Raw genomic sequence first — 22,201 nt, 5'->3', positions numbered from 1 at the left:
TGGTTTGAAATCGGCTCAGTCATGGATCTTTCTGGTACCCAACGCTTTTACGATGGCGGGATCGCGATGGTCAAAGAAGGCGCTTTGCTTGCTATCCAACATCGCAACTGCATCCATATCGTCGGCGCTTAACTCGAAGTCGAAAACGTTGAAGTTTTCGGACATACGTTCCTTGCGAACCGACTTGGGAATCGCCACCACATCGCGTTGCGTCAGCCAGCACAGGATGACCTGAGCCACGCTTTTGCCGTATTTTCCGGCGATGGACAGCAAAACGTCGTTGTGGAAGATGTTGTTTTTGCCGTTTCGAGATCGATGTTCCAGCCGGACTTGGATGGGATCGCAACCTTGTCTCGGAACGGCGCTACGCCTTCGCCGAGTATCCGTTCCACCTCATGAGGGCCGTAAGCCTCCGCCGCGTCGTAAAAGGTGATGCCACGATCAAAGGCTGTCTGAATGATGTTGAACGCGCCACGCCGCTCTTTTGGATGGCTTTGCCGACGGCTTCTTCGTTGCCGTAAGAAGCTGCCGTGTCAATCAGACGGTAGCCGATTTCAATCGCGTCTGAGACGCTTCTTTCGCACTTTTCGAGATCAGTCATTTGGAAAACACCGAATCCCAAAATGGGCATTTCCAACCCGTTGTTCAAGACAACTTTCTGCATAATTTCTCCTTTGAGGTGTCATCAGTTGAAATATATCCGGGTCGTCCGCCCTATGCGCCTGGTGTCTGTGAAGCGTTATTTCGAGCCTGCTCTTTGATCCGTTGGATCGCAGCATTGAATCCGTCGGGCGTACTGCTGGAACCTGCGAGGCGATCCACTTTCACCTCGTCAATGCGCTTCCCGACAACGACCACCGGGATCGCGGCAGCAAAGCGGTGCTGCAAGTCGAGGGATGTCGGGTTCGTCGCATTAGGAGTAACTCTGACGCTGGTGATAACGTCGTCGACCAAGGTGACAGTCACCGTGATGGACGAGGGGAGGCCCCCGTATTGACCAGTCGCCGTGAAAACGCCATCTTCGTAGGCGGAGTCTTCACTCATTGCCTATCTCGAACGGCTGATACCGGCACCAGAGGCAGAGGTCGAGCGCTCGACTGCCATATCCGTCGTCGAGCATGAGGCTATGACAAGGGACACGCAGATCCCTGCTATCGTCGTGACTATAATCCGCTTGCTCAGGGTAGTCATACCTTCTCCTTGTGAGTTGGTTGGCTGTGTCGTACAGTCAAGCATTCTGCTGCGGGTTGCGCTTTGACGAGAATATCTCGCCGTCGAAGTTCTGCGATATCTCAGCGCGGCCATCAGCAAACATCCGCACATACGAGAACCGGAAGACCTCTGCCAGATGCTCCGCCCTTGTGAAGAAGAGCGCCGTCGCCAGTCCATCGGCGATCGCAGCCTCGTCGGCGACAACCCACGTTGCGACCACATTGCGCACCGGGACGCCCGTCCGGGCATCGAGCACGTGGTGCAGTTTGTCACCCCAGGCGCGTCTGCTGACCGCCGATGCACACAGGGCGCGGTCTTTCAGGTTGGTCACGCCAATCACCAGATGGGGGCGAACGGGTGTTCAAGCCCGACTTGGATGCTGGACTCACCCGAATGACGGAGGTCTCCACTACTGTCGATCACGAACTGGGTGAATCCGGCCTCGCCAAGGATCTCAGAGACGATGTCCACGAGGTAGCCCTTCCCCGCCGCTCCGACATCGATCACGAGTGGACGCCGCGTGATGAGTGATGTGCCGTCCCGGATGATGTCCTTCGACCAGGTAGCTCTCCTTTGATCGTGCGCCTCGGCTCGCACAAGGTCGGACGCGGGCGTGAGCGAGTACGTCTGGTCGTAGCCAAGGAGTTCGAGGTCACGGCCAACAAGCGGGTCTACGGCACCTGCGGTAGCCGTGTGGAGCTGTTCATAGAGATCGAAGAGAGCAACCGAGTCGTCGGGGAAGTCGAAGCAACCACCGTCAGAGGCGGCGGCAACCCGATACACGAGGGAGTCCGGGCAAAAGCGCGAGTACGTGGCGTCGAATTGTTGGATTCGATTGAGAATGCACTGCTGCAAGCGACGGGTCAACGGCTTGTACGTTTCGATCTCCCATTGAGTTCCGATGGCCTCGAACGTGAACACGAACCGGCTGACGCCGTCCTCCGCTACGTAGGCCGTATAGTCACTGCTGATCCGTTTCGGCGCGTCGCCCATTGTGCCATGCGAGATTGACTCCTGCTTGTCCACCGCCGAACCGTAGCCAAAGCTCAGTCCTACACAGCCGACCCCGATCGCCGAAACTTCCAGATCACTGTTGCCAAATTTGCACTTCTGCATGATTACTCCTTTAAGGTTCCACCGCAGTTATGCAGATTTAAGGGATGCCATATCAATACAGAAGCGGTATTTCACATCAGACTTGAGCAGTCGCTCGTAGGCTTCGTTGACCTTCTGGATGGGGATGACTTCGACATCTGCGGTGATGTTATGCTTACCGCAAAAGTCGAGCATCTCCTGAGTTTCGGCGATGCCGCCGATATTAGAGCCGGAGAGACTGCGGCGACCCATGATCAGGCTGAATGCCGACACGTCCAAGGGCTTCTCAGGTGCGCCGACAAGGGTAATGTTGCCATCGAGGCGGAGCAGGTTGAGATAGGCGTTGATGTCGTGCTTGGCGGAGACGGTGTCGAGGATGAAATCGAAGCTGCCAGCATGCTTCTGCATTTCATCGGTGTTGCGGGAGACCACCACTTCGTCAGCACCGAGGCGGAGCGCGTCTTCTGTTTTATCGGGCGAGGTGGTGAAGACGACGACGTGGGCACCGAACGCACGGGCGAACTTCACACCCATGTGTCCCAGCCCGCCAAGACCGACCACGCCAACTTTCTTGCCCTTGGTGACACCCCAGTGGCGCAGGGGGGAGTAGGTTGTAATCCCGGCACAGAGGAGTGGCGCGACTCCAGGGAGATCGAGGTTGGTGGGAACGCGCAGAACGAAGCCTTCATCGACGACAATGCTATCGGAGTAGCCACCATAGGTGATACCTCCGAGGTGTTTGTCCGGGGAGTTGAAGGTGAGGGTCTGGTTCGAGCAGAACTGCTCAAGGCCAGCTTGGCAATGGGGGCAGGTCTTGTCCGAGTCCACCAGGCAGCCGACCGCGGCGAGGTCGCCGGGCTTGTACTTCGTAACTGCCGAGCCGACCTTGGTGACGCGGCCGACGATCTCATGACCTGGTACAATTGGGTAGACGGTGGACATGATACTGCTCCACTCGTTACGCACCGAATGGAGGTCGGAGTGGCAGATGCCGCAGAAGAGGATTTCAATCTGCACGTCGTGTTCGGTTGGATCGCGACGCTTGATCTTGGTGGAGGATAGCGGTGATGTTGCACTGGCTGCGGAATAAGCTTTCGTATTGTACATAATTAATATTGATGCTCCTATTTGTCTACTTTTGGCCTCTGGTATTGTTCGTCGCTGACCTTTTCCATCCAGTCCACGGGCTTGCCGTCGAGCCATTCCTGAATGGCGATGTGCGTCATGGACGTGGTTGCTGTAGCACCGTGCCAATGCTTCTCACCCGGCGAGATCCAGATCGCGTCCCCCGGTCGAATTTGCTCGATCGAGCCGCCCCAGCGTTGTACTAGGCCACAGCCAGCCGTCACGATTAGGGTTTGTCCCAAGGGGTGGGTATGCCATGCTGTCTTAGCACCAGGCTCAAACGTGACACTGGCACCAGACGTGCGTGCTGGATCGTGTGCCTCAAACAGGGGGTCAACGCGGACAGTGCCGGTAAAATACTCAGCCGGTCCTTTGGCGGAAGGCTGTGAGCCACTTCTTTTGATGTCCATTTTCTTAATTCCTTCACTTGATGCCATTTTGGTGGCTAGCAGGCAAGTCTCTTGCCCAATCAAAACTGAGTTTTTTATTCAATAAAAATCTAAAGTGCTTACAAGAAGCCAAAATCATTTTTCATTGCTTTAGCTTCATCTTAGGCATTTTGGAGGACAAACAATAAAACAATCGTCTAAGATTGTTGTACAATCCTGCAAACTTAGAAATGAACGCTGCCAAAACGAGTGAAAAGTCCGATATCAATTTTATGAACGACCCGCAGGCAAAGCGCGAGGCAGACAGAGCGCAAGCCCACAGAGATGAACTGACTGAGCGGATTGCACAGGCTATTCGTCAGGATGGGACAATTGAGCCGCATAAAGGATTGCACTTCAACCGCTCCTCCTCGCCTTCGGAACCCTGTCATAGTGTCTCTATCCCTGCCTTTTGTGTGATTGCTCAGGGCAGCAAAGAAGTTTTTCTGGGCAGCGATCGCTATCAGTACGACCCGATGCGTTATCTGCTTGCTACGGTCGAACTGCCAATTGTTAGCCAAATTCTGGAAGCGTCCAAGGCGCAACCGTACTTTAGCGTTCGCCTCGATCTTGACCCCACCCTCGTTGGCTCAGTGATGGTCGAGGCAGGGTATCCCTCATCGCGCAGCCGTGCTGATGTGAAAGCGATGGACGTAAGTCCGTTGAATGCAAATCTGTTGGACGCTGTGGTGCGGCTTGTCAGGCTTCTAGATTCCCCTGCTGAAGCGAATGTTCTCGCACCACTGATTAAGCGGGAAATCATTTACCGACTCTTGATGGGAGAGCAAGGTAATCGGCTCCGTCATATTGCAGTTCTGGGTGGCTACACCTACCACATCGCCAGAGCCGTCGAGCGACTTCGTAAAGACTTTAACGAACCGATCAAGATTGAAAACATCGCACGAGAGCTGGGAATGAGTGTTTCGGGCTTTCACCATCACTTCAAGTCTGTCACTGCAATGAGTCCCTTGCAGTTCCAGAAGCAATTGCGGCTCCAGGAGGCTCGCCGTCTGATGCTGGGGGAAAGCCTTGACGCTAGCAGTGCTGCATATCGAGTGGGGTACGACGATGCCTCGCACTTCAACCGGGAGTACAAGCGGCTCTTTGGTGCACCACCGATGCGCCATGTGGAGCGGCTGCGAGAAGCTGCTAGGGAAACTGCTAGTTCAATATGATCTCCTAAAGATGCCCTAATTTGCCAGAAATCGTTAAAACATTGTGGAGACATATCTGTGTAGCGCACCGTATGCTGAATGTTTTTGTGTTTTTTTCACAACGGGGCATTAATTATAGTTGCAGGCTTATGTCATATTTCATTGAAAAATTTTGTTTATCGCTATCTGGGGTTTGATTTTGTCCACAAGCATCATCAAGTTGTTTTCTTAATTCATCTCTAATAGCTTGAATTTTAGAGTAAAACTCTGTCTCTGAAATAAAATTGACATAAGTTTTTGCGCGATCGCACCCTAATGAGGTTGGGCTAGTTGAACAATGATACCAGTGAGTGCATCAACATCAGCTGGCTTTGTGATGTGCCTTTGAAATTTTGCCTGAAGTGCTTTAAGCTGGTGGAGTGGGAGCAATGCGATTTTGTGAGGTGCTTAAAATTCAGGTGCTAAATCACCTATTTAGGGGTGCGATCGCAGTGAAATAACTGTTTTTATTGAGAATTTAGCTCTTTAACTGAGAATTAAAGTCTGATCTAACAAAATCGCATTGCTCCCGGTGGAGTTCTGCGGCATAGGCTATCTGTTGCCGTAGGTTGCCCTGACGTATGTTACCCAACATCCACAATTCTCAAACATAGTGCGATCGCCGAATAGCCCGTCGTAGACATCGCTCTCTCACTTTTCGGCAACAGCTAGCGGGAGCATCCTTCGTTTGAGAATTGCGATCGCCCATCTTTCATAGATAAAGATTGAGTAGACAGATCAACCGTGGTTGGGCGATCGCTTGAATGGGGAATTCTAGTTTAGAATATCGATAACAAATAATTAGCGCCGGAATGCGGAGAATGGCTATGGTTTACCCTAAACTTAGCGGCGAAGAAATTACTCGACGGGGCAAAAAACATTATGAAAATCTCCGTACTCAAATTGAGACAGCAGAAAATATTGGCAAAATTATTTCAATTAATGTTGAAACCGGTGACTATGAAATTTGGGATGATTTGTTAATAACGAGTCGTCGATTACAAGCTAAACAATCGGATGCGCCAATTTGGGCGGCACGGATTGGGTTTAATGCTGTCTATGCCATTGGTGGGACATTAATTAGGACAGAGTAGTAAGTGATACACGGTACTGTGGTCGGGCTACAAGCTCGAATGAGTGTAATACTTCGTCCTCCAGGACGGTCAACCCCTTCGGGGAATTCAAAATTATGAATTCAAAATTCAAAATTAAGACAGAGCATAAATAAATTTAGGGACTTGAGAAAAGGACACCTTTTCCTCGCCCTACGTGTCTCGTAAAAAATCTTTTTCCTTCTCCATAAACGAATAATGGTGCTTGAAACCTAAATTTATTAATTCAAAATTATTTCTTAAATTTTGAATTCGGAGCGAAGCGACGTGACCCTGCCAATTGCGGTCGTTAATGAGCTTCAACTCCCCTATGTGGCTCGAATTGATGCCAACCTTGCCGATGATTCCAGTATTGCAGCCTTTGCTTATCGTGTAACAGTTGTGTGGAATGGTATAGAGCGTGAGGTTATAGTTCTAGGAATAGGTCGTCGTCCATTGATTGGAACTGCCCTGCTTGAAGATTTTCATCTCGGCATAGACTTTTGTGACGGTGGTACAGTACTGATTGATGAGATTTTGTAGATTTTATTTAATTGGTTTACAAAATAAATCCTCAAATAATATTATTATTTTAAATTGGAAAAGACTTGTGGATGATTATAAGGCAGGAAATGGCAACGATAAGATTATGATCTATAGCCGTCATGCAGAGCTTATTAAAGGGGAACGAAAGGTCAATCTATTGAAAAATTTCAATTTTAAAAAATAGAGATTTTTATTTTTATGCAGTATCTTTCTTAACTCCAGAAACAATTGCAGACTTAACCCACAGCCAAGTTCTAAAGTGCGTTAGGAGAGTAGCAACAATCACCATTAATGCTTCCGAGCGTGACAGTTGACAGCACTAGCTTGATTTTTTTAGCCTGAGTAGCGATGCCTGCGGCGAGCTTCGCTAACGCCTTTTCAATCAAATCAGTACGCCAAACTGGTATTAATGGAAACTCAAACAACTTGGCATACTTGACAATATGTTTGTAAATCTTCAGGCGCTTATCTAGATTGGTGGCGACAAACACCAGAATTGTGAATTCAGGCACTTGAACAAGCTGCTGCAAAGTTGACAACTCAGTATCACCCCACTGCTTGAGGTGGCAATTTTCCACAATCACCAGTTTTTTACCACCTGTCAAGGAACGAGTGCGAGCTACGCTGATAGCTCGGTCAAGCTGATCGGCTGGAAATCGGTGATAGCAAAGTGTGAGCCATTGGGCATCAATCTCTGCTTTGTATTGATTCAGCTGTTCTTGGATGGCGTGTTGGTCGTCGCCTGTCAGCAAGACAATCATCCTTTTACCCTCCCATTACTGCTCTTGTTGGCAGTTTTAATTAACACAGTCATTGGTTGTTGACTTTGGGTAGCTCGTTGCAGCATTTTAGCGATCGCCTCTTTACTACTCTCAAACTTATTCAGGTAAGCTGGTGTAACCTCTAAAATTGCCTTGTCACCTTGCAATTTAACAAGATGAGCATGAGCCAACAGCTTTTGATTGCTGGGTTTAGCTATATCCATCACCTGCTGCCAAATTTGAGCCAGTTTAGTAGTCTGGGGTGCAACTGTTGGTAACAATTTGTCATCTACAGGTTTAGCTGTCACCTTGTTTGTGGTGTATACTCCAACTGTTGGTAGCAACTTGCCGTCATGCACAGGTTTAGCAGTTACCGTCTTGCTTGCACTGACAGGCAATAAATTGGGTATCAGGTTCAGTAAGCAAACTTCTAGCCACACAGCAGCATTTACTGTGTACCGCAGATAGTTTTCTGCTTTTTGTAACTCTGCTAGAGACAAGTTAAGCGTCTCGAAATTCCAGTGATTTGCTAAAATCTTGAGTTGAGCATAGCTAACACAACCAGTTAGCAGGGATTGCTCTTTGGGTGCAGACTTGATAATCAGTAAATCTCGGTATGTTTGCAGTAAGTTAGAGAGAATCAATTTGGGCGTTTTACCAGAATCTACTAAAACTCTTGCTACTTGCAGTAAGTTAAAGGTGTTGTTGGTGGATATTGCCTGTAAAATTGACATTAATTCTGTTTCTGTAACACCACCAGCAATTTCCATGACATGATTGGCAGTGATATCTTCATCTAAAAGACTCACCTGACCCAGTAATTGCAGTGCATCCCGCAATCCACCATCGCCCAGGCGTGCGATCGCTGTTAGTGCCTCATCATCAATAGATCAGAAGCTAATGCGATCGCTTACTTCAACTCCCGTATCTTTTATAACTTGAGTATTAGTAGTTTCGTAATACTCAGTCAATATCTTCTTGATAGCATTGCGGTATTGTTCTAGCTTATCCATTGCCGAATTTCCTCCTTTTCTGCATTTACAACTATTAACAGCAGGTGATTTTCATTGATGACTGCTTGTACAGATTTACGTTGAAAAAAGTTCTCATAGACAACATCATCAACAGCTAAATAAAGCTTATATTCCGGCTCTGTAAGTTGAATGAGTTTCCGATAGACTATGTATTGTCCCAGCGCCGAAATTGACGCATAGACATTTGCAGTTCTGGATTTGGTCTATCTCCATAAGGAACCAACATGGCAGGATGATCTGATTGTTGCAAGTGCATTTTGATAGCGGAACTAGGAATTGCTTTGGCTGCTTCTACTAAATACTTGAGGTTAAACTGAATATTCAATGACATTTCTGATGGTAGATGAGCAGCAATAACCTGATCGCCTTTGCCAAACTCCCGTTCAATTGATAGTCGTAGCTGCTGCAAACTTCCATCAAATTGTAAGTAAATACCTTTCTCTTTTTTATCTGTTAACACAGCTAACCGTTCCAGTGCTTTGACTAAGAATGCTTTTTCTAGGATTACTTCTCGGTCAAAGCTAAATCTTGCCAATAGCTGTTCGCAGTCAGGGTAAGTTCCTTCCAAACATTGACATCTGAGGATAATATCTTGCCAAGCAAAACCCAAGCGATTACTTTGAGCATCATACAACAGATTAATGAATTCGACAGAATCATCCAAGTTCCGCGCTAGTTCCTTGAGGACTCGACCGGGAATAGTAAATTGGATTATCTCTTCAGATTCTACTTGTTTGCCGGGTTTTCTACCAATTCCTTGAGTTGAAAGTTCAGTGGTTGCGACTCGATGCCCATCAGTACCAATAAACTTTAACTTCTCCTGTGTAAGCTGGATATGAACTCCGGTCAAGATATATTTATTTTCATCAGTGCTTACAGCATAAATTAGACCTTTCAAACCTAATTTATTTTTGCTGTAATTGATACCAAGTATCAAAGACTATTGTAGATATTTTTATAAATAATCGTCAAATGACTTGCTAGTAATCTTTTTGAGATATCTCATCAAGATTAATTATCATGTAAAATAATATGCTTGCTGTCAAGAAAATCACTTGTACTTAGATTTGATTTTTAGCGATGGCTACACCCGCCGTTGGCGTACCACTTGTCTACGGCACGCTCCACGAACGTGGAAGCAAGCTAGCAAGAGCGTGTCGCAGACAAACCTCTCCAAGAGTTGGCATTGCACCTTGTTTACCCCGACCTGACAAAATTGCATTGCTCCCCTCACTAGACAGCAGTCGTCACACGCCCTATTATAAACGAGACGATCGGTTATCTTGTCTGGAGAATTATGAGTCCGTCAGGAGAGTCTCGATGAATGGAGCCGAAGCTAAAGGGGCCTTTGGAGAAACACTTGCGTCTTATTACCATCAGAGTGATAGCGAAACTGCGACCCTGGCTTGGTCACAGCAAAGTACGTTCGCTATTACACGACTCCACTCGGACGTTGGGCTGCCTGGCACCTCGAACCCTATTCCTGAAGAACCCGCAATTCACGTATCCGTTGCGATCAAGCCCGTTCCCTTACACAGCTATGAACTTTGTATAGACGACCGCGAGATTGCGGTTCCATACATACCTGCGTACCGGACAAGCATTATCGATCTGCAATCGAAACCTGTGTGCTTCGTTGATTGCGGTTTCGACTATGTTCACTACCACGTACCTCGAGAGGGTCTCGACGAAATCGCACGAGATCACAACATCCAGCCGATTGGAAGCTATAAATTTGTGATTTGTGAGGATGATCTGGTCATCGCACAGATGACCAAGAACGTTCTGCCATTCATTGGGTCGCAAGATTGGCCTAGTTCCCTCGCTCTCGATCAGTTCAGTCTGATCTTCGGTGCACATCTGCTCCAGAAGTACGGCGGGTTGTCTCGTCTACCAGAAGTCTCGCCGCGAGGGCTTGCCCCATGGCAAAAGCGTCGGGCCACCGAACTTTTGCTAGAACACCTTGATGGGAATGTCCATCTCGCTAGAGTTGCTCAGGAATGCCAAATGTCTGTGAGTCATTTCGCACGGTCGTTCAAAGTGAGCTTTGGTGTTTCGGCTCACCGTTGGCTCATCGAACGCCGCATTGATCGTTCCAAGGAACTTCTTATCCAGACTCGCACTCCTTTAATCGATGTCGCGCTGCAATCGGGTTTCTCCGATCAAGCTGCATTCACCCGAACCTTCCATCAGGTTGTGGGCGACAGTCCTGGACGTTGGAGGCGAGAACACGTTGGTCGCTGAAGTTCACTGTCCGGCAAAACAGCTAATCAACAAAGACGCAAAAGAGAAATTTCTGGGCTTCACAGAGATGTGAAGCCTTGTCTGTGCGCGATCGTGTACGTAATCCTGCTTGTAGCAGATTTGCCAACAACATCGACTGCTACTCATATCAAGTCCGGTTAATCACTTATCATTACCGCATCTGTGCAAAAATCGGAAAAGCCTCTTTCCCCCAGCTAAGAGCTCCCTGCCCCTGCGGTCTAAATGATAAGTCTTTATCCGGACATAATATCAAACCCCTCACTGAATCCTTTGGGTTCTTGGACTTTGGTCAGCACCCTGTCAAAGCGTGTTTTGCCGGACATGATACGTGCGTACTCCATCTAAATTAGAGCCTGGTTCGGCTCTTTGCCACTCCAGCCGACTGGTTATTAAGATGCCGTTCTCAACGGGTGCGCCGATAGCTCGAAGTGTGAGTCTTTCGCCATTCAATATCACCGAGCGAAGCTGCCTTCCGTGGATCAGATTGGGCAAGAGCGCAACGGACGGGATATGGATGACTGTCTCTTTCTCCTCATCCACTTCGTAGACTCCGCAATACGCGATGTAACCGCTTCCGGATTCCTGATACTCCTCCGGGGTTCCTTGGCGCCAATCGTGTGATTGGAACAGGGAACGTCCCGGCTTCATCAGTTGTGCCGAGACAAAGCCTCCAGGTGTGTAGATGAGAAAGCCCTCCGGTTTAGGGCCGAACGGATAGCTGTCTTCGCGCCCTTCCTGTTCATCTGCATAGCCCACCAACGTCCAGACTCCAACGAGCTGAGAAGCAATAGAACCTAGTATTGAATTGGGCTGCGCCACTGTGTGCGCTTGCTCGGGTTCCTTCATGGCGCAGCTCCAAAGGGCTTATAGTCGGTATATCCATGTGCTCCCCCGCCGTAGAACGTCGAACGATCAGGTGGATTGAGCGGCTGATTTTCTTTGATCCGCTCCACCAGGTCAGGATTGGCGATGAATAGGCGACCAAAAGCGATTGCATCCGCGTGCTTCTTCTCGATTGCTTCTCCCGCACTTTCGGGCGTGTAAGCGGCGGCTGAGAGGAGCGGTCCGTTGAAAGCGGGACGGAACAGGGCAGCATTGTTCAGCGCGTCTTCGTGGAGTTCGTCGGTCAAACCCATTTCGGAGCCTCTAGCCTCGATCAGGTGCAAGTAAGCAATATGCCGCTTACTGAGCTCCTTGATGACGAAGGTGAACAGCTCGAGAGGATTGCTGTCGTGGATACCACCATATTGACCAAAAGGTGAGAGGCGTACGCCAAGTCGATCCGCCCCAATAGCCTCTGTAATCTCGTCAACGATGTCGAACAAGAACCGAGCTCGGTTCTCTTTCGACCCACCGTAGGCATCGGTGCGCTGGTTGGTTCCGTTCTCCAGAAACTGCTCGATCAAGTGGCTATTTGCGCCCTGCAACTCCACTCCATCGAATCCAGCCTCCATCGCGTTCAGCGCGGCCTGCCGGAATGTGCTGATGATGACCGGGATTTCAGAAGTTTCTAAGGCGCGTGGAGTTTCAGCTGGTACTTGTTGAAAGGCTTTCGTCAGAGCAGGAATCGTGGGAGGAATAGCCGAGGGCGCGACGGGGAGTACTCCATCCGGCATGAGCGAAGAATGGGAGTTCCTGCCGTTGTGGGCAATTTGCATAACGATCCTGCCGCCTCGGGCGTGGACGCCATCCGTAATCACGCGCCACCCGGCAATCTGTTCCGCCGTGTAGATCCCCGGAGCATTGGGATAGCCGTGCGCCTGAGGGCTAATCGCAGTTCCTTCCGAGAGGATCAGCCCTGCTGAGGAACGCTGCGCGTAGTATTCAGCGTTCAACGCGGTCGGCACATGGGCAGCGTTGGCACGCATACGGGTGAGAGGGGCCATGACTACCCGATTCCGGAGCTGAATTGCTCCTAGACGCAGGGAACTAAATAGAATCTCTTTGGACATGGTGAGCCTTTCGCGTTTCGTAAAGCTTTAAGGTAGGAAAGCTACAGACTGTAGCTGCTCAGTTGCACGAGCGGCATCGAGCGTTAGATAGTCGGTGTATCCATGAGCGCGTCGCCACCGTAAAACGTCTTGCGGTCGTATGCATTGAGGGGTATATGCGTTTGAATACGCGACACAAGATCGGGGTTAGAAATAAACAGCCTTCCGAATGCGATCGCGGCTGCACGATCTACTTCGATGGCTGCCGTTGCGATCGCGGGCGTATATCCAGCCGACGAGATCAACGGGCCGGCAAAAAGATGGCCGAACTGTTCGATATTCTTCAACATTGGACGTGATTCTCTTCGAGACTCTATGTATCGGATGTTGAGAAAGCACTAGGCGAGAGCGATCTCACTCATATCGATTGCGACTAAAAGAGGCTCCTTCACAAGCTGGTAGTCCCCTTCGTATGCATAGATTCGGCGCGTTGTTGGCACAATGATTCCGTCGATGTCACAGTAATTCGAGGCGTAATTCAGTCCTGTTGCTCCGCCGAGGATGTCTACCGTATAGTCGTGCCGGCGCAGCAGACCGTCTGGTCCGAAGCAGGATATCTGTTCGCGTGTGTGGCTCTTCACGGTATCCGGAAAAATCACCTTCAAGCGCCGCCACGTTTCGCCTTCGACTTGAATCGAAGAAATCTCCTCAGTAGCGAAGCCTTCATGGGTATAAAGAAATGGAGTATTAAGATACGTCCACAATGCTTCGCCACTGAAGTAGGCTACGTGGATGTCATCCCACGGCGTCTCCCTCTGATGCCCCTCAAAGGATTTCTCCGGGTCATTGCGCGCATCGATCAATGTGCCATCCGTCTTCTCGATAACGATACGGGCCGGCTCGAAGATAGATCGCTTGTCCTGTCCAGGGAAGTCCATGATGAGCTGCTCTTTCTTCGTCTCGACGGTCATGACGACATTCTTGAGAGCGTCACCCTTGCTCTTCACAAACCAGATCGCTCCCGTGATCGATGCGGCAACTTTCACCGACTTCACTTTGTTCCAACGCTCAAGACCCCCGTGCGCCTTTACGGCCAGATTCAGTAATTCATTCATTGCGACTCCTTCGGATTTATTGATCGGAATGGTTGAACACGCCACTTATGCTGCACACTAGACCGTAGTACCGGAATGCCGAGATGTTGCGCCTTCTTGTGCGAGCGATCGCAATTACCTCAGCGGTAGGAAACTTGGTCAGAAACGGTAACTGAACTCCTTTGCGCTATTGGGACATGGTTAGCACTATGCGAAAGCGTGCTTTGCCGTCCATCATGCGTGCGTACGCTTCGGGAGCCTTCTCGAGGGGTATGGTCTCGATCTTGGGACGGATACCCTGAAGAGCACTGAATTTTAATGTGTCTTCCTCCTCGATGGGTGTGCCGACGTTTTCGCCTTGAATAGTCTTCGACCCAAAGATGAGTTGTGTAGGATTAATTTCGATAGGTTCCGCAGAAGCACCGACTACGACGAGCTTGCCACGTGCGGCAAGACCCCCGACAAGAGGACCCATCGACTTTCCACTAGCCGCAGTGGCGAGAATCGCATTCGCTCCACCCATTTTGAGGAGGGCTTCTGCGGGATTCTGCTCTGTGCTGTCGATGTACTCATGCGCCCCCAACTGGCGAGCCAGTTTTTCTTTTCCCTTTCCCCGCTGAATCGCCAAGGTGTGAAATCCCATCCTGGATGCGAATTGCAAAGCCAGATGACCCAAACCCCCGATACCTTGTATGGCGACTAAATCTCCAGCGCGAAGCTTTGAGTTGCGGAGTGCGTTGAAGGTAGTGAGACCCGCGCATAGAAGCGGAGCAACGTCTACAGAGGAAAGGTCCTGCGGAATCGAGGCAAGCGCCCGCGCCTCAGCGATGACGACTTCTGCATAGCCACCATCTGTCGTAATACCAGATATAATTAGGTTGGCACAATTAACTATGTCACCGCGTCGGCAGGGTTCACAGTAGCCGCACTCGCCACCGAACCAACCAACACCCACGCGCTGGCCTACTTCCCAATTCACGACACCCTTTCCAACCGCTTCGATCCGACCAGCGATTTCGTGACCTGGCACGCGCGGATACATAATTCCTGGGAAGGAGTTTTCGAGCGTGACTGAGTCGCTATGACATACACCGCAAGAATCCACCCGGATGCGGACCTGGCCGGCTCCAGGATCGGTAATCGTTCGCTCGACGAGGTTGAAAACACCCGGAGAGGTCACTTCTACTGCTTTATAGGAATTTTTCATGGGTTGATTCACCTGTGCTGAGTTGTGGGGCTTACTGTGCGAGAGAAGCCGCCGCGAGTGCAATGATGTCGGCGACTTCTTGCGGGCGGGAAACGAAGGGAGCGTGGCTCGCTGGCACAGACTGTACTGTGGCACCCATCCGTTTAGCCATGAACTCCTGGGCTGGCGGTGGGATCATGTGGTCGTCCGTGCACACCAGATACCAAGAAGGAATCATCTTCCAGGCCGGCACACCTTCTTTGTCGGTGAAGCTTGCGACGCTCAACGGCCTCTGCACTGCAGCCATGACTGTAGCTTCGGTTGGGCTGGCATCCCCGGCAAACGCCTCATGGAAGTCGTCTCGGTTGATCCAAAGAAAACTGTTGTTATCAGACCATATCGCCGCAGAGCCAGGCGACGGCGGACCCTGTTTGCTGAGGGAATCAAGGCTCTCACCTTGGTCAAGACCGAAAGCTGTGATATAGACGAGGGCTTCCACGTCGGGAGTCTCGGTGGCCGCGCCAGTGATCACGGCACCACCGTAGGAATGCCCAACCAGAACTGTGGGTCCTGTCTGCATCGAGAGAAGACGACGCGTGACCGCAATGTCATCCTCGAGCGAAGTCAGCGGAATCTGCGCTGCTGTCACACTTAAACCCTTCGCCTGGAGCAAAGGGATTACCTTGCTCCAGCACGAGCCGTCAGCCCAAGCACCATGTACCAACATCACATTTATACTTTTGTTCATACTTCCTCCATTTGGAAAACAAGTTATTCGTTCACCCTCTTGTGTTCCATGCGCTACGCCAAGGCGTTCTCGTGATAGAACGGGTAGTCCGTGTAGCCGTGCGCGTCGAACGTGTAAAAGGTGTTGCGATCGTAAGCCGTAAGTGGCAGCCCCTCCTTGAGGCGGCGAGGCAGGTCAGGATTAGAGATGAAATGGCGGCCGAATGCCACCGCGTCTGCGGTCCCACTTTCCAGGATGGCCTCGGCAGTGTCTGGCTCAAATCCGCCGGCAGCGATGATCTTGCCTTGGAAGATTGTCCGCATTTGCTCGGCGGCGATTGCCCCTTGGTGCTCCAGAACGACCACATTGCCCTTCACGCGTGGTTCGATGATGTGGAGGTAAGCGAGTCCGATCTGGTTCAGCTGTTCTGCGACGTACTGGAAGAGCGCCTGCGGGTTGCTGTCTGACATGCCATTCCATGTGCCGCTCGGGCCGACGCGAACTCCAACACGATCGCTCCCCCACACTGAAGTCATCGCTCTCACCACCTCAAGCAGGAATCGCGACCTGTTCTCAATGGAGCCGCCATACTCATCGTTTCGCTTATTGCTGCCGTCTTGCAGGAACTGATCCATGAGATACCCGTTGGCAGCGTGTAGCTCTACGCCTTCAAAACCGGCATCCATAGCCCGTTCTGCCGCCCTACGGTAGTCCTCGACGATGAGTGATATCTCTGCGATGGCAAGCGCCCGATGCGGTGACGGCTGAACCCAACCGCTGGATGCTGAAACCAAATGCGACGGGTTCTGCCAGTAAGCCGGATCGACGGAAGCGGAGACAGGCATCTCGCCACCGGTCAGATCAATATGCGAGGAACGCCCGGTATGCCACAGCTGTGCAAACATATGCCCGCCCTTTGCATGGATGCCGGAGACGACCTTCTTCCAGCCTTCAACCTGCTGGTCGGAATAGAGTCCTGGGGCACCTAGCCATCCACGGCTCGTGACCGAGATGTTGGTGGCTTCGCCGATAATGAATCCACCCTCCGAAGCCCGTTGAGCGTAATACTCAGCCATGAGATCGCCAGGAATGGAATCGGGCTGAATAGACCGCGAGCGAGTCAATGGAGCCATCACGACGCGATGCTTCAATTGCATTGCTCCAAACTGAACGGGAGTGAAAAGTGTGGCCTTGTTCATTGTCATGTTCACCTTGGCATCTCTAACTGTGATAATCCGCGCTGGCAACAAACCCAGGTTAGCCGGATGGGTTAGCGGAATTCTTGTTGAAATCGGTCATTCTTCTGGCTTTTTCATGAGCGAAATTGCAAATACCTCTCGGCTGCTCCGATGCTACTAAGAACGCAGAGTAATAGACCAGGGCGGCCGCATCACCTCAATAAGCAAAGTATATTCTCAATAGAGTTAAAACTAATATCATTAACTCTCAATACTGCCTAGGTTTTGCCTCTTTTGGGCATTCTATCAGCCCTCGCTGAGTTTACTAGGTTAGGTATGCTGTATTCTTAACTTGAACGATAAATTGCTTTTTGAATAAATGTTTAATTTTATTTCCTATTTGTTTTTGGCTCAAGCATCGCCTTCTCCTGCACCTGCACCACAGGAAATCTTCATTCCCCAACAAACAAGACCTTTAACAGGACATCTTGATACAGTACCGATATTTAATAGTAATAACCCAGAAGTAGTTCAGAGTGAAGGAATTCTGCTGTCTACATTTTCTCCTCAAGGTAAAAGAGTACCCAGCGCACACCTAAACTTTCCATTTCAGGGACGGTTTGATTTATTTTCTCACCATATTGCTAGAGCGATTGAGACTCCAAATGATTTGCGGACCCTTTATTTGGGGGTGATTGTTTACAATCCAAGCGATCGCCTTGCAACTGTCAATATATTGCAAGCAGCTAGTTATGTTAGTCAACCTGATGCACCTTTTATCAAACTTCCCCCCATGCAGTCAAATAATTCGGGAAACATTTATGCTGGACCAGGCGATCGCGTTATGAATGATCTGCTGCGAGTCAGACGGCAGTCAGGATGGCCAGCCCAGTTGCTAATTCCACCAAAACAAAGCCGGATGTTAATGAATCATCCCATTCCAGTGCGGACTTTAACCCCGCCATTGAATGGACGTTCTACTTTGTTACATTTGTATAGTGATAGTCCTGTTTATCTAGCGAACCTGGCCATGTTTGCCAAACCCAATCCCGATGGTAGTGAACGAGCGCCCACTTTAGAAGAATGGGAGAACTTGTTAGAAAATGGTGATTTTGCAGGACCTCGTGAACCTGCCCCCAGTCCTCCAAATCATCTTGCAGGGGTAAAAGAAATTTACGGACGGGTCGCGGGGGTAGCTGTTGGCTCTCGTTGGCAAGCACAAGTTACCGACTCGAATAGTTCATACCTGAGAATTCCCGAACCAGGACAAGCTTTTTCCTACGGTTTAAGTACCCTTTTGGCAGGCAAAATGGGTACTGAACAAAACCAAACTGCTAAACTAGTGGCGCGTTATCCTGGTACTGCTTACGAAGCTCACGGCAACTACGGCATTGAATACAACATCTCTCTACCATTATTCAACAATACGGATAAGCCGCAAACTATAAATGTGCTTTTCCAAACGCCTATCAAAGAAGATGAGTTAAGTAAAGCAGGGCTTCGGTTTTTTTCACCACCCGAACCATCCGTCTTTTTCCGAGGCACAGTTTGTATTCGCTACAATGACGATAATGGTTTACCCAGAACCCAATACTGGCATTTAGTTCAAGAACGGGGACAGATGGGAAAACCGCTTGCTCAATTAAAACTATCCCCTGGCCAGCAGCGACTGATAGAAGTAGATTTTCTCTACCCACCTGATGCTACGCCCCCTCAAATGCTGACAATTGAAACTATAGACCAAACATAAAGTACAGGGCAGACGGGAACAAAAAAGGTGATGAAAAAACGCTTGCCAGTACTAGCTTCTACTTAAGTAATACAGATGAACTGCTGTGAGGTTTCTCACTCGCATGGAATACAGGTCTTTGGCTTAGTGCAATTTCTGATAAAACAGATGTTGAATTGAATCTGCTGGGGCAAAATAGAAAACATGACGATTGAATCCAATTCTTCTAATCTACCAACCCCAGAACCAGCCCCCGAAAATGACTTGCAACCAGATAACTTTGACGGGAGTGCAACTAAGAAGAACTTAAGCTCAGAAGTACTAGCGACACAACAAGCCCTAGCAGCGATCGCATCTTTGCAATCTCCCCAACATACAATTGCTCTCAAACAAGCCCGTTCTGACTTCAAGCAACCCACTAGCAACCAATTCACCGTTAAGCCGAGGGTATTATTGATCATCCTCGTAGCGATCGCCATCACTTTTATTGGAGTTATCCTCAATAACAGGATCATCGGCATTATCGGAACCGCAATCACTTTGCTGTTATCCCTAGCGATATTATTGCCTTGGTTGCAAAAAGTTTTAACCGAGTGGTTTTCACCCCAAGAACGCACGCTGATTGTGGCCTTTTTGGGACTAATAGTAGCGATCATCGGCTTGATCAGATTCACAGGTGTAGGCGATCGCTTGGTTGTTTGGGGACACCAAATTAACTGGGAAATTGCTGGAACCCTTGCAGAATGGTTTGGCGCTTTGGGGCAAATTTTCATTGCGGTTATTGCTGTTTACGTGGCGTGGCGACAATATGTAATTTCCAAAGACTTGACAATTCAGCAAAACCTGCTAACAGTTCAGCAAAACATTATTACCCAGCAACAGACGATTGATTCCTATTTCCAAGGCGTTTCAGACTTAGTATTAGATGAAGAAGGATTATTAGAAGATTGGCCTCAAGAAAGAGCGATCGCTGAAGGACGCACGGCGGCAATTTTAAGTAGTGTTGATGGCAGTGGTAAAGCGAAAATTCTCCGCTTTCTCTCACGTTCCAAGTTGCTGTCACCCCTAAAACGCGATCAACGATTAGGTCGCCCCATTCTCGACGGGAGTGGTGGATATGCAGAAGATCGCCTAGAAGGTGTGCGTGTGATTGATTTAGGCGTAATGCTAGCGGGAGCAGACCTTTCTGGTACTGATTTGCGTTGGACTGACCTCAGCGAAGCTAATCTTGTCCGCGCTAATTTGGAGAATTGTGACTTAGTAAAAGCCAACTTCTCTTGCACAATTTTATACAATACTAATCTCAGTGGTGCTGATCTCAACGGGATTCGCCTATTTTACGGTGTAGTGGACAACGCATCACCCCGCAGTCGCACCCAAGCACCAGATTATGAAACCGGCGAACACACTGGCGCTGTAGTGGAAAATGCCGATTTTACGAATGTGCAACGGATGTCTGAGTCTGCACGTTGCTACTGTTGCACTTGGGGGGGCGAAAAAACCAGAGGTACTATTCCTGGTGGTTGTGAAGGTATTCCCAATAAGTTGGGAAAATAATTATACCAATTTTGGATTTGAGATTTTAGATTACCTTTAACTAATAAGGTGCAAAATCGGATGTAGCTAAGTCCAGAGTATCTAGCTTAATCTCAAAGTTTACCGCCAAGGTTATAATATTGACAGTATATTCACCACCCCAAACTGCCCGCATTTCTTTTTCGGTCAACTCCACTGTACTTCTGTTTACTTCTTGCAGAAATCAAAAATAAGAACCCCACTCTTAAGAATTTGCTTTTAGAAGTGGGGGTATTAAGGAATTTTGCAAGAAGTCTATTAAACGATAATATCGCTTGCCACTAGTAGTAGTGATCCTTCAAGCTTAATCTCGAAATTAGCCGCTAGATTACTATCAGTGTTACCTTGGAGAATACCTCCAGAATAACGGATCTGACCTGCTGCGGTGAATGCGCGAGTTCCAATGTAAGTGAAAGCTTGGTCGCCTTTTATGGTGGTGTTAGCGTCTATGTTAGATATATCGATTCTGTCACCGGGTAAGTTACCGTTTCCAACAAAGTCTTTGATAATATCTCGTGACAAACCAGGTTGACTATCTGAAACTGAATAGAACAGGAAAACATCGTTGCCAGCACCCCCAATGAGCTTATCAGTGCCAGCATCCCCAATGAGTTTATCATTGCCAGCACCCCCATAGAGGGCATCGTCGCCGTCCGACCCAGCGAGGTAATCGTTACCAAGAACGCCGCCAAATAAATCATCGCCTATGAGGACATCATTGTTCAAACCGCCAACGATGAGATCGTTGCCAGCACCCCCAAAGATATTATAAAAAGTAAAAATATCTTGCCCACTGATAATATCGTCACCGCCAAATCCGTTGATGGTAACTAGACTAAAGTTAATATAGCTGAAAGAGGAGTGATTGTAGTCAATCAAAGTGTCAGGGCCATTCGTACCGTTATAAGTAACCATTAATGTGTTTGTCCTTAACTTAGATGGGATATGAGGCGTTCTGTTCCCCTAAACTGCTGTCCTTGATAAATTCCATCGACTAACTGATAAATCGTGATTACAGGTTGTTTGGATAAGCCAATGTAGCGTTTGCCTCCTAGCCCTAGATAATCTGCGATCCAATACTCCCCAATGCCTAAAGCTTCGTAGTCTTCCACTTTTCGGGCATAATCATTCTGCCAATTGGTAATAACGACCTCCACGACCAATTTAACAGAATTGCCTAGTGTAATCACTGGCTCAGTTTTCCATAATGGCTCATTCACCAAAGCCGTCTGATCAAGAATTACAACATCGGGTCTAAAGGCTGAATTTTGACCTAATGGTTTAATCAGGCATTTCATGGGAATAAACCAAGGCAAGTTGAGCAGATCAATTGCTACGTTGAGCTTACGATTAATTAACCCAGCTACCTGTTCATGAAGTCCAGTGGGTTCCAAGTCGATTAGTTCTCCGTCGATTAACTCGTAGCGTACATCATCCAGATAGCCAGCAATGAATGCCTCAGAGCTAAGATTACTTGTATTAATAGTGGCTGAAAGCATCGATATTTTTCCTTCCAGGTTCAGAACTAGAGCAGGTATTGCTGCTCTTAGCTCGACTTTATCCATTTTTTGACAACGCGATCGCTATCGCTAAAACCTTTGTGGGACAGTACTTTTACTTTTTTAACTTCATTGATAATCTGTGACGTGGAAAAAGTATTTGCCAAAAAGTCAGGGTTTTTGCCGGATAAAGAAAACCGAGTTCTTAATTTTGGATAAAGTCGAGCTTAGAAGATGTTTGAAAAGTGTTTGGCTGTAATTTTAGGCACTTATTGATCCCCAGCGATAAAACAATCGTGTTCACTGTATTTTCTAATAAAGGCGGATAGTTTCGTAAATTTATGTAACCTGCCTTGATTTGATCCAATAGCTGCAATTCTTAAGCTTGTCAGTTCTGGTAGGTCATCTTGCCACTCTCGAAAGAATTCTTCCGAATCAACTAACTCTAATCCATAGAGCAATATTAGTTGCTCTAGTGTGACATTTTCCGCAGCAAGAGTTTGAACCATTATGTTAATCAAGTAGTAGAAAA

At 48.7% G+C, this 22,201-nt stretch carries 29 protein-coding genes; 6 read left to right on the top strand and 23 right to left on the bottom strand.

All coding sequences use genetic code 11. The features are described from left to right. Positions 1–15: 15 nt before the first annotated feature. From HWQ38_RS12990 to HWQ38_RS12960, 8 genes are all read right to left on the bottom strand, one after another. A complete protein-coding gene (locus HWQ38_RS12990) occupies positions 16–324 on the bottom strand; it encodes an aldo/keto reductase (protein ID WP_366933281.1) in 309 nt (102 codons plus the stop codon). Then, complete coding sequence (locus HWQ38_RS40440) at positions 213–458, bottom strand: aldo/keto reductase (protein ID WP_366933280.1); 246 nt, start codon at positions 456–458, stop codon at positions 213–215. The genes HWQ38_RS12990 and HWQ38_RS40440 overlap by 112 nt, the downstream gene beginning before the upstream one ends. Continuing rightward, positions 365–664, bottom strand: coding sequence for an aldo/keto reductase (locus HWQ38_RS12985; RefSeq protein WP_292793981.1), 300 nt, complete (start codon positions 662–664; stop codon positions 365–367). Before HWQ38_RS12985 ends, HWQ38_RS40440 begins: the two co-directional genes overlap by 94 nt. Before the next feature lie 50 nt (positions 665–714). Continuing rightward, a complete protein-coding gene (locus HWQ38_RS12980) occupies positions 715–1,044 on the bottom strand; it encodes an FMN-binding protein (protein ID WP_292793979.1) in 330 nt (109 codons plus the stop codon). A 184-nt stretch (positions 1,045–1,228) separates the two neighbouring features. Beyond that, complete coding sequence (locus HWQ38_RS12975; RefSeq protein WP_292793977.1) at positions 1,229–1,543, bottom strand: FAD:protein FMN transferase; 315 nt, start codon at positions 1,541–1,543, stop codon at positions 1,229–1,231. A 5-nt stretch (positions 1,544–1,548) separates the two neighbouring features. Next, entirely contained in the window at positions 1,549–2,328 is a 780-nt protein-coding gene (locus HWQ38_RS12970) for an FAD:protein FMN transferase (RefSeq protein WP_292793974.1), read from the bottom strand. 27 nt (positions 2,329–2,355) lie between these two features. Beyond that, a complete protein-coding gene (locus HWQ38_RS12965) occupies positions 2,356–3,414 on the bottom strand; it encodes an NAD(P)-dependent alcohol dehydrogenase (protein ID WP_292793971.1) in 1,059 nt (352 codons plus the stop codon). A gap of 17 nt (positions 3,415–3,431) precedes the next feature. Beyond that, positions 3,432–3,842: a cupin domain-containing protein gene (locus tag HWQ38_RS12960; protein WP_292793969.1), complete on the bottom strand. Its 411-nt coding sequence runs from the start codon at positions 3,840–3,842 to the stop codon at positions 3,432–3,434. A 209-nt stretch (positions 3,843–4,051) separates the two neighbouring features. On the opposite strand from HWQ38_RS12960, the gene HWQ38_RS12955 reads away from it, so the two are divergent. From HWQ38_RS12955 to HWQ38_RS12945, 3 genes are all read left to right on the top strand, one after another. After that, on the top strand, positions 4,052–5,035 hold the full coding sequence (locus HWQ38_RS12955; RefSeq protein WP_292793966.1) for an AraC family transcriptional regulator: 984 nt from the start codon (positions 4,052–4,054) through the stop codon (positions 5,033–5,035). A gap of 845 nt (positions 5,036–5,880) precedes the next feature. After that, positions 5,881–6,147: a hypothetical protein gene (locus HWQ38_RS12950; protein ID WP_292793962.1), complete on the top strand. Its 267-nt coding sequence runs from the start codon at positions 5,881–5,883 to the stop codon at positions 6,145–6,147. A gap of 330 nt (positions 6,148–6,477) precedes the next feature. Beyond that, positions 6,478–6,687 carry a hypothetical protein gene (locus HWQ38_RS12945; protein WP_292793959.1) on the top strand — a complete coding sequence of 70 codons (210 nt, stop codon included), beginning with the start codon at positions 6,478–6,480 and terminating at the stop codon, positions 6,685–6,687. 257 nt (positions 6,688–6,944) lie between these two features. On the opposite strand, the gene HWQ38_RS12940 is transcribed toward HWQ38_RS12945, so the two are convergent. The 5 genes from HWQ38_RS12940 to dnaN are packed head-to-tail and all read right to left on the bottom strand — an operon-like array spanning position 6,945 to position 9,383. Then, the gene (locus HWQ38_RS12940) at positions 6,945–7,451 is read right to left on the bottom strand and encodes a hypothetical protein (RefSeq protein WP_292793956.1); all 507 of its coding nucleotides are present in this window, start codon (positions 7,449–7,451) and stop codon (positions 6,945–6,947) included. Continuing rightward, entirely contained in the window at positions 7,448–8,290 is an 843-nt protein-coding gene (locus tag HWQ38_RS12935; protein ID WP_292793954.1) for a hypothetical protein, read from the bottom strand. The genes HWQ38_RS12940 and HWQ38_RS12935 overlap by 4 nt, the downstream gene beginning before the upstream one ends. Positions 8,291–8,341: 51 nt before the next feature. Further along, positions 8,342–8,464 (bottom strand): hypothetical protein, encoded by a 123-nt coding sequence (locus tag HWQ38_RS12930; protein WP_292793952.1) that lies wholly within the window; start codon positions 8,462–8,464, stop codon positions 8,342–8,344. Next, positions 8,452–8,616, bottom strand: a complete 165-nt coding sequence (locus HWQ38_RS12925; protein ID WP_292794017.1) for an element excision factor XisH family protein — start codon at positions 8,614–8,616, stop codon at positions 8,452–8,454. The genes HWQ38_RS12930 and HWQ38_RS12925 overlap by 13 nt, the downstream gene beginning before the upstream one ends. A gap of 14 nt (positions 8,617–8,630) precedes the next feature. Next, positions 8,631–9,383, bottom strand: a complete 753-nt coding sequence (gene dnaN / locus HWQ38_RS12920; RefSeq protein WP_292793950.1) for a DNA polymerase III subunit beta — start codon at positions 9,381–9,383, stop codon at positions 8,631–8,633. A gap of 422 nt (positions 9,384–9,805) precedes the next feature. Between dnaN and HWQ38_RS12915 the strand changes: the two genes are divergently transcribed. Beyond that, the gene (locus tag HWQ38_RS12915) at positions 9,806–10,729 is read left to right on the top strand and encodes an AraC family transcriptional regulator (protein ID WP_292793947.1); all 924 of its coding nucleotides are present in this window, start codon (positions 9,806–9,808) and stop codon (positions 10,727–10,729) included. A gap of 321 nt (positions 10,730–11,050) precedes the next feature. Here HWQ38_RS12915 and HWQ38_RS12910 read toward each other — a convergent pair whose 3' ends face one another. From HWQ38_RS12910 to HWQ38_RS12880, 7 genes are all read right to left on the bottom strand, one after another. After that, on the bottom strand, positions 11,051–11,596 hold the full coding sequence (locus HWQ38_RS12910; RefSeq protein WP_292793944.1) for a lipocalin-like domain-containing protein: 546 nt from the start codon (positions 11,594–11,596) through the stop codon (positions 11,051–11,053). After that, positions 11,593–12,702: an alkene reductase gene (locus tag HWQ38_RS12905; RefSeq protein WP_292793941.1), complete on the bottom strand. Its 1,110-nt coding sequence runs from the start codon at positions 12,700–12,702 to the stop codon at positions 11,593–11,595. Before HWQ38_RS12905 ends, HWQ38_RS12910 begins: the two co-directional genes overlap by 4 nt. 83 nt (positions 12,703–12,785) lie before the next feature. Next, on the bottom strand, positions 12,786–13,031 hold the full coding sequence (locus tag HWQ38_RS12900; protein WP_292793938.1) for a hypothetical protein: 246 nt from the start codon (positions 13,029–13,031) through the stop codon (positions 12,786–12,788). A 48-nt stretch (positions 13,032–13,079) separates the two neighbouring features. Further along, positions 13,080–13,796, bottom strand: a complete 717-nt coding sequence (locus HWQ38_RS12895) for a hypothetical protein (RefSeq protein WP_292793936.1) — start codon at positions 13,794–13,796, stop codon at positions 13,080–13,082. A 166-nt stretch (positions 13,797–13,962) separates the two neighbouring features. Further along, positions 13,963–14,982 carry an alcohol dehydrogenase gene (locus tag HWQ38_RS12890; protein ID WP_292793933.1) on the bottom strand — a complete coding sequence of 340 codons (1,020 nt, stop codon included), beginning with the start codon at positions 14,980–14,982 and terminating at the stop codon, positions 13,963–13,965. Between the two features lie 31 nt (positions 14,983–15,013). Continuing rightward, on the bottom strand, positions 15,014–15,688 hold the full coding sequence (locus HWQ38_RS12885; RefSeq protein WP_292794015.1) for an alpha/beta hydrolase: 675 nt from the start codon (positions 15,686–15,688) through the stop codon (positions 15,014–15,016). Between the two features lie 74 nt (positions 15,689–15,762). After that, positions 15,763–16,893: an alkene reductase gene (locus HWQ38_RS12880; protein WP_292793930.1), complete on the bottom strand. Its 1,131-nt coding sequence runs from the start codon at positions 16,891–16,893 to the stop codon at positions 15,763–15,765. 352 nt (positions 16,894–17,245) lie between these two features. Between HWQ38_RS12880 and HWQ38_RS12875 the strand changes: the two genes are divergently transcribed. Both HWQ38_RS12875 and HWQ38_RS12870 read left to right on the top strand, forming a co-directional pair. Continuing rightward, complete coding sequence (locus tag HWQ38_RS12875) at positions 17,246–18,616, top strand: DUF3370 domain-containing protein (RefSeq protein WP_292793927.1); 1,371 nt, start codon at positions 17,246–17,248, stop codon at positions 18,614–18,616. 183 nt (positions 18,617–18,799) lie between these two features. After that, positions 18,800–20,152, top strand: a complete 1,353-nt coding sequence (locus HWQ38_RS12870; RefSeq protein ID WP_292793925.1) for a pentapeptide repeat-containing protein — start codon at positions 18,800–18,802, stop codon at positions 20,150–20,152. A 276-nt stretch (positions 20,153–20,428) separates the two neighbouring features. Here HWQ38_RS12870 and HWQ38_RS12865 read toward each other — a convergent pair whose 3' ends face one another. The 3 genes from HWQ38_RS12865 to HWQ38_RS12855 form a co-directional block, all read right to left on the bottom strand. After that, entirely contained in the window at positions 20,429–21,085 is a 657-nt protein-coding gene (locus HWQ38_RS12865) for a hypothetical protein (RefSeq protein ID WP_292793923.1), read from the bottom strand. 14 nt (positions 21,086–21,099) lie between these two features. Continuing rightward, entirely contained in the window at positions 21,100–21,669 is a 570-nt protein-coding gene (locus tag HWQ38_RS12860; protein WP_292794012.1) for a Uma2 family endonuclease, read from the bottom strand. 269 nt (positions 21,670–21,938) lie between these two features. Next, complete coding sequence (locus tag HWQ38_RS12855; protein ID WP_292793921.1) at positions 21,939–22,178, bottom strand: hypothetical protein; 240 nt, start codon at positions 22,176–22,178, stop codon at positions 21,939–21,941. Positions 22,179–22,201 lie beyond the last annotated feature (23 nt).

Origin of the sequence: Nostoc sp. NMS7 (assembly GCF_017115085.1) — a bacterium.
In the GTDB taxonomy this organism is placed as follows: Bacteria; Cyanobacteriota; Cyanobacteriia; order Cyanobacteriales; family Nostocaceae; genus Nostoc.
This window is presented reverse-complemented; position numbering and strand designations above follow the sequence as displayed.

Coding starts and splice junctions, on each gene's coding strand:
- HWQ38_RS12985 (WP_292793981.1), bottom strand. CDS start 664: ATGCAGAAAGTTGTCTTGAACAACGGGTTGGAAATGCCCATTTTGGGA.
- HWQ38_RS12980 (WP_292793979.1), bottom strand. CDS start 1,044: ATGAGTGAAGACTCCGCCTACGAAGATGGCGTTTTCACGGCGACTGGT.
- HWQ38_RS12970 (WP_292793974.1), bottom strand. CDS start 2,328: ATGCAGAAGTGCAAATTTGGCAACAGTGATCTGGAAGTTTCGGCGATC.
- HWQ38_RS12965 (WP_292793971.1), bottom strand. CDS start 3,414: ATGTACAATACGAAAGCTTATTCCGCAGCCAGTGCAACATCACCGCTA.
- HWQ38_RS12960 (WP_292793969.1), bottom strand. CDS start 3,842: ATGGACATCAAAAGAAGTGGCTCACAGCCTTCCGCCAAAGGACCGGCT.
- HWQ38_RS12955 (WP_292793966.1), top strand. CDS start 4,052: ATGAACGCTGCCAAAACGAGTGAAAAGTCCGATATCAATTTTATGAAC.
- HWQ38_RS12950 (WP_292793962.1), top strand. CDS start 5,881: ATGGTTTACCCTAAACTTAGCGGCGAAGAAATTACTCGACGGGGCAAA.
- HWQ38_RS12940 (WP_292793956.1), bottom strand. CDS start 7,451: ATGATTGTCTTGCTGACAGGCGACGACCAACACGCCATCCAAGAACAG.
- HWQ38_RS12930 (WP_292793952.1), bottom strand. CDS start 8,464: ATGGATAAGCTAGAACAATACCGCAATGCTATCAAGAAGATATTGACT.
- HWQ38_RS12915 (WP_292793947.1), top strand. CDS start 9,806: ATGAATGGAGCCGAAGCTAAAGGGGCCTTTGGAGAAACACTTGCGTCT.
- HWQ38_RS12910 (WP_292793944.1), bottom strand. CDS start 11,596: ATGAAGGAACCCGAGCAAGCGCACACAGTGGCGCAGCCCAATTCAATA.
- HWQ38_RS12905 (WP_292793941.1), bottom strand. CDS start 12,702: ATGTCCAAAGAGATTCTATTTAGTTCCCTGCGTCTAGGAGCAATTCAG.
- HWQ38_RS12900 (WP_292793938.1), bottom strand. CDS start 13,031: ATGTTGAAGAATATCGAACAGTTCGGCCATCTTTTTGCCGGCCCGTTG.
- HWQ38_RS12895 (WP_292793936.1), bottom strand. CDS start 13,796: ATGAATGAATTACTGAATCTGGCCGTAAAGGCGCACGGGGGTCTTGAG.
- HWQ38_RS12890 (WP_292793933.1), bottom strand. CDS start 14,982: ATGAAAAATTCCTATAAAGCAGTAGAAGTGACCTCTCCGGGTGTTTTC.
- HWQ38_RS12885 (WP_292794015.1), bottom strand. CDS start 15,688: ATGTTGGTACATGGTGCTTGGGCTGACGGCTCGTGCTGGAGCAAGGTA.
- HWQ38_RS12880 (WP_292793930.1), bottom strand. CDS start 16,893: ATGACAATGAACAAGGCCACACTTTTCACTCCCGTTCAGTTTGGAGCA.
- HWQ38_RS12875 (WP_292793927.1), top strand. CDS start 17,246: ATGTTTAATTTTATTTCCTATTTGTTTTTGGCTCAAGCATCGCCTTCT.
- HWQ38_RS12870 (WP_292793925.1), top strand. CDS start 18,800: ATGACGATTGAATCCAATTCTTCTAATCTACCAACCCCAGAACCAGCC.
- HWQ38_RS12865 (WP_292793923.1), bottom strand. CDS start 21,085: ATGGTTACTTATAACGGTACGAATGGCCCTGACACTTTGATTGACTAC.
- HWQ38_RS12860 (WP_292794012.1), bottom strand. CDS start 21,669: ATGCTTTCAGCCACTATTAATACAAGTAATCTTAGCTCTGAGGCATTC.
- HWQ38_RS12855 (WP_292793921.1), bottom strand. CDS start 22,178: ATGGTTCAAACTCTTGCTGCGGAAAATGTCACACTAGAGCAACTAATA.